We start from the raw sequence: 8,173 nt of genomic DNA, 5'->3' as shown, positions 1-8,173 counted from the left end.
CGGCCTTTCTCCGCCAGCCAGCGCGGGCTGTTTGGCAGGAAAACAACCAGGATAATCAGTAACACCGCCGGAAGCGCCAGCACGCCCAGCATAGCGCGCCAGTTACCGCTGTAGCTAAACGCCGTATCAGATAAAAAGGCCAGTACGATCCCCAGCGTTACCATCAGTTGATACATGCTGATCATCTTGCCGCGCACGTTCTCGCTCGCCATTTCAGAGAGATAGAGCGGCGCGGTGTAAGAGGCGATCCCCACCGCAACGCCCAGTACCACGCGGGCAAAAATGAGCATTTCTACGCTGGAGGCAAACGCCGAGCCCAGAGATCCGACGACGAAAAGGATCGCCCCCGCCATCAGACTGTATTTACGTCCCAGGCGGAATGACAGCCAACCGTTAAACAGCGCACCAATTGCCGCGCCCAGCATCATGCTGCTGACCACCCACTCCTGCAGGCGGCTGGTCAACACAAAGTGATCGGTGATGAAAGGCAACGCCCCGGCAATCACGCCGATATCCAGGCCGAATAACAACCCTGCGACAGCCGCAGAAATAGAGACAAACAAGTTCATACGTCGCGTATCGCGCTGCGTACGCGGTGTTAAAGCAGCTTCATGATTAATTGAGACCATTTTTTCCTGCCAGATACAGAGTAAGCCATGTCGATGAAAGTAAGGGATCCCTTGCAGGAAGCGTCAGGCGGGAAACGGCAAAAACATGGATAAAATTGCTGCACCACATCGTTATGTGATGGATATTCCAATTTTAAAATTTATCGCTAATTACTCAATTAAATTTAATGCACTGATATTAAAGAGTATTAATTATTGCCAACCCATACATATATAATTATGTATGGATTAATTTATAAACAGAATATGGACTAAAATAACTTAACACCAAAAAAAACCCTGCCATTGGCAGGGTTTGTTGATGCTGGACGGTAAATTAACGCGCCAGCCACCCACCGTCGACCGCAACGGTATAACCGTTAATGTAGTCAGATGCGCTGGACGCCAGGAACACTACTGGCCCCATCAGATCGCTTGGCAGACCCCAACGGCCCGCCGGGATACGATCGAGAATTTCGGCGCTACGCTGCTCATCAGCACGCAGTTGCTGCGTGTTATTGGTCGCCATATAACCCGGCGCGATCGCGTTGACGTTGATGTTATGTTTTGCCCACTCGTTGGCCATCAGACGGGTGACGCCCATTACGCCGCTTTTAGACGCGGTGTAAGACGGCACTCGGATGCCGCCCTGGAAGGAGAGCATAGAGGCGATGTTGATAATTTTGCCGCCATTACCCTGCGCGATAAAGTGCTTCGCCGCCGCCTGAGACATGAAGAACACGCTCTTAATGTTCAGGTTCATCACGTCGTCCCAGTCTTTTTCGCTGAAGTCGATAGCATCGTCACGACGGATAAGACCGGCGTTGTTGACCAGAATGTCGATATGACCGAATTCTGCGACCGCACGCTCCAGCAGTGCCGGAATACCATCGATTTGACGCAGATCGGCGGTCAGGCTTAAAAAACGGCGGCCCAGTGCGGTCACGCGTTCGATGGTTTCTGTCGGTTCAACAATATTGATACCGACGATATCGCAGCCCGCTTCAGCCAGGCCCAGCGCCATACCCTGACCCAAACCTGTGTCACAACCGGTCACAACGGCGACTTTACCTTCAAGAGAGAATGCATTCAAAATCATTGTAAATCCTTAATTTTTTATAATGCCCGCCGCAGCAGGCACGGCTGTCGCCCGCAACTAGCGCAGATCTTTTACTGCAACATGGTCCATATCATCAAAGACCTGGTTTTCGCCGACCATGCCCCAAATGAACGTATACGCTTTTGTGCCGACGCCGGAGTGAATAGACCAGCTTGGAGAAATCACCGCCTGCTCGTTGTGCATCACAATATGACGCGTTTCCTGAGGCTGCCCCATCATGTGGAAGACACAGGTGTCTTCTTCCATATTGAAGTAGAAATAGACTTCCATACGGCGTTCATGGGTATGGCACGGCATGGTGTTCCACAGGTTGCCCGGCGCCAGTTCGGTCAGGCCCATGCTCAGTTGGCAGGTTTCCAGTACGTCCGGCACAAAATACTTGTTGATGGTACGGCGGTTACTCGTGAGATCATCACCCAACGTCACTGGCGCAACGTCGGCTGGGGTCACTTTTTTGGTTGGATAAGTCATGTGTGCCGGCGCGCAGTTATAATAGAACCTGGCGGGTTTTGCAGGGTCAATGCTTGCAAAAACAACTTCTTTTGCCCCTTTACCGACATACAGCGCATCGCGATGACCAATTTCATAGCACTGACCGTCAACGGTAATCGTGCCCGGGCCGCCGATGTTGATCACGCCTAACTCACGACGCTCCAGGAAGTAGGTTACGCCCAGCTGTTTGCCAACTTCACCACCCACAGAGACGGTTTTGCCCACAGGCATAATGCCGCCAACAATGATGCGGTCGATGTGGCTGTAGACCATGGTGTATTCATCTGCGACAAACACTTCTTCTACCAAAAACTCATTACGCAGCGCCTGGGTATCCAGGGTTTTCGCATGCGCACTATGGATGCTTTGTCTTACGTCCACATTTACCTCCAGTGATAAATTGACCGTGAATTCTTGAGCGATAGCAAAACGCCGTTCCGTTTTACCTAATGCGTTCATGATATCCCTCCCGGGACGGGTTTTCAATTATAACTAAAACGATGTTTCACTTTTTCCGCATCTTATTATCAAAAGTGTAAGTGCGATCACGCCAGCGCGTATAAATAGCGAAATAGGTTTAAATAAAATCATTGAATAACAATAAGATAAATTTATTCATTCACTAGAGGTGGGGATAAAAAATGGAAAATTCAGCCGAGTTTATAGGCCGATAAGATACCTTTTCTAACAAAGTGCGCAGTTAATCACATGAAATGAAACAATGTTTTGATAAGTTGACTGTGTTTAGAGTGTATGTTTCTGTAACTGGCCTTGCCCTCCTGCTGGAGGGCTTTTTTACAGGTGCAGGGAAAACACGTAGAAAGGCGTTTAAGACGGTAAATGTAAGATCGTTAATCTCGTTCGATAGCGAGCGCCACCCCCTGACCGCCGCCGATACACAGCGTTGCCAGTCCTTTGTGCGCCCGGCGTTTCACCATTTCATGCACCAGCGAAACCAGAATTCGGCAGCCAGATGCGCCAATCGGATGACCGAGCGCAATGGCCCCACCGTTCACATTCACCCGCCGTTCATCCCACTCCAGCATTTTCCCTACGGATAACGCCTGCGCGGCAAAGGCTTCGTTAGCTTCGATTAGGTCAACATCAGCCAGTTGCCAGCCCACACGCTCAAGGCAGCGGCGCGTCGCATACACTGGCGCAATCCCCATGAGCGCAGGGTCGACCCCGACGCTGGCAAAGGCGCGAATGCGCGCCAGTATGGGTAAATTCAGCGCCTGCGCTTTGGCTTCGCTCATCATCATCACCGCGGCAGCGCCATCATTGATAGATGACGCGTTGCCCGCCGTGACCGAACCGAGTCTGTCGAAGGTAGGATCCAGACGCGCCAGCCCTTCGGCGCTGGCATCGGTGCGCGGCTGCTCGTCGGTATCCACCACAAAGGATTGCCCGTTACGCTGGGTCACTACCGGCACAATCTCATCTTTAAAGCGCCCGGCATCAATTGCCATCCGCGCTTTGTGCTGCGAATGAAGCGCGTAGGCGTCCTGTAATTCGCGGCTGATACCATATTCCCGCGCCAAATTTTCTGCAGTGACGCCCATGTGATAATCGTTGAAAGCATCCCACAGCCCGTCATGCACCAGGCTGTCGACCAGTTGACTGTTACCCAGTTGTGCCCCGGTGCGACTGTCAGTCAGGACATGCGGGGCGCGGCTCATATTCTCTTGCCCACCCGCAATCACAATGTCAGCTTCGCCGCACTGGATAGCCTGGGTCGCCAGATGCAGCGCTTTCAGACCCGAACCGCAGACATCGTTAATGGTGATGGCGGAAACGGTATTAGGCAACCCGCCATTGATGGCAGACTGACGCGCCGGGTTCTGCCCGGCACCTGCGGTAAGCACCTGTCCGAGGATCACTTCATCCACGGCGTGAACGTCCACGCCCGTGCGTTCCAGTAACGCCCTGACTACCATGCTGCCTAATTCAACGGCAGAGTGGCGTGCCAGCGTCCCCTGGAAGCAGCCAATCGGTGTCCTTAACGCCCCGACTATCACAACCTCTTTCATCACCACCTCAGCGCAAAATAACACCGCAATAGTAGATGATTGTTAAAAAGAGTTATCAAGGTTGTTTAAAAACGGTGATTTTTATCACAAAGGAAATTCGTATCATTTATTGGTCATCTGAACGCCACTCTGCTGTAAATGGTCGCGCAACCAACTTCCCGCCACGCCTGGCGGGGATTTCTTATTCCACAACAGATCGATAGAGATAGCCTTTGGCCAACCGGGCAGCGTCAATGGAACCAGCGGCTTTTCTGCGGCAAATTCTTCTACCAGCGCGCAAGGCAGCGCGCACCAGCCGAATCCCTGAACCGCCATACTCAGCAGCAACAAATAGTTGGGAGCAGACCACACAGGGCCGCGCGCCACGTTGGTACGGCTTTCCAGATAGGTGTTCAGACGCAGCTCGCGCCAGGTATGCAGCTGTTCCCACTGCAGTTTTTCCTGCGCCGCCAGCGGATGCGAAGCCGCAACATATAATCCCATCCAGGTTTGCATCGGCAGGCGCGTGACGCCCATGTCGGTCGGGTAATCCTCCCGCGCTTCGATCAATCCCACCTGAGCACGTCCTTTTTGCAGCAGATCGATCACGTCCTCGTCTTCACCAATCAGACATTCAAACTCGGTATGGGGAAACTTACGGTCAAACTGCACCATCAGTTCTTCCAGCACATCCGGATGCAGCGTATCTGACAACACGAAGGTCAAACGCGCTTCCGTTTCACCCGACAGCGAAATCGCCGCTTCGTCCAGACGATCGCTCGCTGACAGAATGGCCTGCACATAACCCAGCACCCGCTTACCTTCTTCGGTCAGCGTTGGCTGGCGTGATGAACGGTCAAACAGCGCAAAACCAAGGTCGGCTTCCAGATGCGCAATGGCCGTACTGATGGTGGACTGGCTTTTGCGCAGCCGCCGGGCCGCAGCAGAAAATGAGCCGCAGGAAACGGTCTCTACAAATGCCGTTAACGCTTCAGGAGAGTAACGCATGAACTATCTACTTTATCGATGGATACTATCTTTTAGATATCACATAAAACGATAAAATTTCCACCATTCCGTTATCCGGGCATCAAAGAAGGTTTTAGGTTATGCAACACGATACAGTCCAACGTCGCTCGTTAATGGAGCGCATTTTTCATGCCGTCTGCTTTGAAGGCATTGCCACCGCTGTTCTCGCACCAACCACCGCATGGTTGATGCAGCGCTCGGTACTGGAAATGGGCGGGCTGACCATTCTGCTGGCAACGACAGCAATGATCTGGAATATCATATATAACGCCCTGTTTGACCGCTTATGGCCGTCACATCTGGTGAAACGTACGGCTAAAGTACGCGCATTCCACGCGTTAGGTTTTGAGAGTGGTTTTATTGTGATCGGGGTGAGCATCGTGGCGTATGTGCTGAACGTCAGCCTGTTTCAGGCATTCACGTTGGAAATAGGTTTCTTCCTGTTCTTCCTGCCGTACACTATGTTCTATAACTGGGCATATGACACGTTACGCGAGCGTGTTATGAAGCGTCGCCAGCAGCGCGTTACTGCCTGATAATTCAAACAATAGCCGGAATTTTCTCAATTCCGGCTATTCATCCATTCACCAGCCCGCTTGTTCACACCTCCCCCAGCCCCTCTCATTTGTGGTAAATTGCGCTTCTTTTTGTTTATTTTATAGTTGATACGTTCAAATAATGTCGAAATTTTGGTCAAAAGAAGAGACTCTCTGGAGCTTCGCACTATATGGGACTGCCGTCGGCGCAGGAACCCTCTTCCTTCCCATACAGCTGGGTTCTGCAGGCGCGGTGGTGCTGTTTATCACCGCACTCGTCGCCTGGCCTTTAACCTACTGGCCGCACAAGGCGCTGTGCCAGTTTATCCTGTCATCAAAAACCTCTGCAGGTGAAGGGATCACCGGCGCGGTCACCCACTACTATGGCAAGAAGATAGGCAGCCTGATCACGACGCTTTATTTTATTGCCTTCTTTGTGGTGGTGCTGATCTACGCCGTGGCGATAACCAATTCACTCACCGAACAGTTGGCAAAACATATCGAGATTGATCTACGCATACGCATGCTGGTAAGTCTCGGCGTGGTACTGGTGCTGAATTTAATTTTTCTGATGGGTCGACAAGCCACCATCCGGGTGATGGGCTTTCTGGTGTTCCCGCTCATCGCGTATTTTTTATTCCTTTCGCTCTACCTGACCGGAAGCTGGCAGCCAACGTTACTCACCGGCCAGATGTCTGTCGATCAGCACACGCTTCATCAGGTTTGGATATCTATTCCCGTGATGGTTTTCGCTTTTAGCCATACGCCAATTATCTCCACGTTCGCCATTGATCGACGTGAGAAATACGGCGAGCAGGCCATGGGTAAATGCAAAAAAATCATGAAGGTAGCCTACGTCATCATCTGCCTGAGCGTGCTGTTTTTCGTTTTCAGCTGTTTGCTTTCGATTCCGACAAACTATATCGAGGATGCAAAAAATGAAGGCGTGACCATTCTTTCCGCGCTGTCGATGATGCCAAACGCGCCGGCCTGGCTGTCAATCTCCGGGATTATTGTTGCCGTCGTGGCGATGTCAAAATCGTTCCTCGGCACCTACTTTGGCGTAATTGAAGGGGCGACAGAAGTTGTAAAAACGTCGCTGCATCAGGTAGGTGTGAAGAAAAGCCGGGCCTTTAACCGCGCCCTGTCCATTATGTTGGTCTCAAGCATCACGTTTATCATCTGCTGCATTAACCCGAATGCCATTTCAATGATTTACGCGATCAGTGGGCCGCTGATTGCCATGATTCTGTTTATCATGCCGACATTGTCTACCTATCTGATCCCGGCGCTGAAGCCGTACCGTTCAGTGGGTAACCTGATAACGTTGATTGTCGGTCTGTTGTGCGTATCCGTGATGTTTTTTGGCTAAATGACGTTATCAACGGCTCATTCATCAGTGCGTGGATGAGCCGCCCTCCGCCTTACTTAATGTACGAATCCAGTACCTTCAGGACAACGTCCAAATCCTCTTCACGCTTTATTTCATCGCCCTGATGCACAATGTGCTCGGTCAGATGACCTTTAATCACTTCGCGCATTAATCCATTTACCGCCCCGCGGATCGCCGCTATTTGCTGCAATACAGCCGCGCATTCATGCGGTTCATCCAGCATGGTTTTCAACGCCGCTACCTGCCCCTGAATCTTACTGGTTCGGGCTTTCAGCTTTTGTTTGTCGCGGATCGTATGTGACATAACTTTACCTTTTTAACGTCTGGCTGTAGGGACAATACCATCGACATTCTACTGGGGGGTAGTATTTGATACTGGGGGGGAGTAGAATCCGGTGAAACAAAACAACTAAGAATCATTCTCATGGGTGAGTTTTCGACGCTTCTTCAGCAAGGCAACGCCTGGTTTTTCATTCCCAGCGCGATCTTATTGGGCGTGTTACACGGTCTGGAACCGGGGCATTCCAAGACAATGATGGCGGCCTTTATTATCGCCATAAAGGGGACTATCAAGCAGGCGGTGATGCTGGGGCTGGCGGCTACCCTGTCGCATACCGCTGTGGTGTGGTTGATTGCGCTCGGCGGGATGTATATCAGCAAAGCGTTTACAGCCCAGGCCGTGGAGCCCTGGCTGCAATTTGTCTCGGCGATAATTATTCTCGGGACCGCATTCTGGATGTTCTGGCGAACCTGGCAGGGAGAGCAGAACTGGCTGGCCCAGACGCATCACGACCACGATCACGGGCATCACCATCATCATGATCACGATGACGATCATCACCATCACCATGACCACGATCATAACCATGCCGCGTTAGCAGGGCTGAGCGAGGGTTCGAAAGAGTATCAGGACGCGCACGAACGCGCACATGCCACCGATATTCAGCGCCGCTTTGCGGGCAAAGAGGTCACCAACGGCCAAATTT

General features: G+C 51.7%; 9 protein-coding genes. 3 read left to right on the top strand and 6 right to left on the bottom strand.

The window, feature by feature from the left end; genetic code table 11:
- The 5 genes from FDX03_RS23430 to FDX03_RS14545 form a co-directional block, all read right to left on the bottom strand.
- Positions 1–629: MFS transporter (locus tag FDX03_RS23430; RefSeq protein WP_249357067.1), on the bottom strand; the 629-nt coding region annotated here is incomplete at its 3' end.
- A 316-nt stretch (positions 630–945) separates the two neighbouring features.
- Positions 946–1,707, bottom strand: a complete 762-nt coding sequence (gene kduD / locus FDX03_RS14560; RefSeq protein ID WP_003033923.1) for a 2-dehydro-3-deoxy-D-gluconate 5-dehydrogenase KduD — start codon at positions 1,705–1,707, stop codon at positions 946–948.
- Between the two features lie 57 nt (positions 1,708–1,764).
- A complete protein-coding gene (kduI, locus tag FDX03_RS14555; protein ID WP_137346162.1) occupies positions 1,765–2,601 on the bottom strand; it encodes a 5-dehydro-4-deoxy-D-glucuronate isomerase in 837 nt (278 codons plus the stop codon).
- 470 nt (positions 2,602–3,071) lie between these two features.
- Positions 3,072–4,250: an acetyl-CoA C-acetyltransferase gene (locus FDX03_RS14550; RefSeq protein ID WP_005123390.1), complete on the bottom strand. Its 1,179-nt coding sequence runs from the start codon at positions 4,248–4,250 to the stop codon at positions 3,072–3,074.
- A 102-nt stretch (positions 4,251–4,352) separates the two neighbouring features.
- Complete coding sequence (locus FDX03_RS14545; RefSeq protein ID WP_048213122.1) at positions 4,353–5,237, bottom strand: LysR family transcriptional regulator; 885 nt, start codon at positions 5,235–5,237, stop codon at positions 4,353–4,355.
- Between the two features lie 101 nt (positions 5,238–5,338).
- Between FDX03_RS14545 and FDX03_RS14540 the strand changes: the two genes are divergently transcribed.
- Together FDX03_RS14540 and FDX03_RS14535 are read left to right on the top strand one after the other, a co-directional pair.
- Positions 5,339–5,794, top strand: coding sequence for a multidrug/biocide efflux PACE transporter (locus FDX03_RS14540; RefSeq protein WP_048213123.1), 456 nt, complete (start codon positions 5,339–5,341; stop codon positions 5,792–5,794).
- Between the two features lie 142 nt (positions 5,795–5,936).
- The gene (locus tag FDX03_RS14535) at positions 5,937–7,166 is read left to right on the top strand and encodes an amino acid permease (protein WP_048213124.1); all 1,230 of its coding nucleotides are present in this window, start codon (positions 5,937–5,939) and stop codon (positions 7,164–7,166) included.
- A 52-nt stretch (positions 7,167–7,218) separates the two neighbouring features.
- On the opposite strand, the gene rcnR is transcribed toward FDX03_RS14535, so the two are convergent.
- Positions 7,219–7,491: a Ni(II)/Co(II)-binding transcriptional repressor RcnR gene (gene rcnR, locus FDX03_RS14530; RefSeq protein WP_003825567.1), complete on the bottom strand. Its 273-nt coding sequence runs from the start codon at positions 7,489–7,491 to the stop codon at positions 7,219–7,221.
- 120 nt (positions 7,492–7,611) lie between these two features.
- Here rcnR and FDX03_RS23425 point away from each other — a divergent pair.
- Positions 7,612–8,173: nickel/cobalt efflux transporter (locus FDX03_RS23425; RefSeq protein WP_249357066.1), on the top strand; the 562-nt coding region annotated here is incomplete at its 3' end.

The organism is Citrobacter sp. wls827 (genome assembly GCF_005280875.1).
In the GTDB taxonomy this organism is placed as follows: Bacteria; Pseudomonadota; Gammaproteobacteria; order Enterobacterales; family Enterobacteriaceae; genus Citrobacter; species Citrobacter youngae.
Note: the sequence above shows the minus strand (reverse complement) of the source record. Positions and strands in the feature narration are given on the sequence as shown.

Bases quoted from the DNA above. Each gene is read 5' to 3' on its own strand.
- rcnR (WP_003825567.1), bottom strand. From the start codon at position 7,491: ATGTCACATACGATCCGCGACAAACAAAAGCTGAAAGCCCGAACCAGT.
- kduD (WP_003033923.1), bottom strand. From the start codon at position 1,707: ATGATTTTGAATGCATTCTCTCTTGAAGGTAAAGTCGCCGTTGTGACC.
- FDX03_RS14545 (WP_048213122.1), bottom strand. From the start codon at position 5,237: ATGCGTTACTCTCCTGAAGCGTTAACGGCATTTGTAGAGACCGTTTCC.
- FDX03_RS14535 (WP_048213124.1), top strand. From the start codon at position 5,937: ATGTCGAAATTTTGGTCAAAAGAAGAGACTCTCTGGAGCTTCGCACTA.
- FDX03_RS14540 (WP_048213123.1), top strand. From the start codon at position 5,339: ATGCAACACGATACAGTCCAACGTCGCTCGTTAATGGAGCGCATTTTT.
- FDX03_RS14550 (WP_005123390.1), bottom strand. From the start codon at position 4,250: ATGAAAGAGGTTGTGATAGTCGGGGCGTTAAGGACACCGATTGGCTGC.